At 62.0% G+C, this 655-nt stretch carries 1 protein-coding gene; it reads right to left on the bottom strand.

Annotated features, from left to right (window positions below; all coding sequences use genetic code 11):
- Positions 1 to 653 (bottom strand): group II intron reverse transcriptase/maturase (gene ltrA, locus C7G61_RS42745; protein WP_244608787.1); only part of this gene is annotated, 653 nt, incomplete at its 3' end.
- Positions 654 to 655: the final 2 nt, after the last annotated feature.

Here is a 655-nt window from a genome sequence, read left to right as displayed (position 1 = left end):
CGAACATAGATGTTGCAATCATCGGCGTATCTTGCGAAGCGGTGGCCGCGCCGTTCTAGTTCCTTGTCGAGCACATCGAGCATCAGATTTGAAAGCAGCGGCGAGAGCGGCCCCCCTTGCGGGACTCCCTCATCCATCGGATCGACCATACCACCCACGAGCACACCTGCCGTCAGATAACGGCGGATGAGCCGGAGCAGGTGTCGGTCCTGCACCCGTTTAGCCACCAGACCCATCAGGATATCGTGGTTCACCCGATCGAAGAATTTCTCCAAATCGAGATCGACGACAGTGTGGCAGCCGTTTGCAATGAACTGCTGAGCGGCTGCCACGGCCTGATGCGCCGAGCGTCCGGGCCTGAACCCGTAGCTCGACGGCGAGAAGGTCGGGTCCCAATCCTCTTGCAGCACCTGCATCACCGCCTGCTGGAGGAAGCGGTCGAGCACCGACGGAATCCCGAGGCCTCTAGTGCCTCCCGATGCCTTCGGAATGTCGACGCGCCGCACCGGCTGCGGCTGGTAGGTGCCGTTGAGAAGTTGAGCCCTGATCTCGGGCCAGTGGTCCTTCAGGTGGGCGGCCAGATCGTCGACGGTCATGCCATCGACGCCGGGCGCGCCTTTGTTGCGTCTGACCTGGGCCAGCGCCTTCTTCAGAT

The organism is Bradyrhizobium algeriense (genome assembly GCF_003062295.1).
Classification (GTDB): domain Bacteria; phylum Pseudomonadota; class Alphaproteobacteria; order Rhizobiales; family Xanthobacteraceae; genus Bradyrhizobium; species Bradyrhizobium algeriense.
The sequence above is the reverse complement of the archived record's forward strand: the minus strand, read 5'-3'. Positions and strand labels throughout refer to the sequence as shown.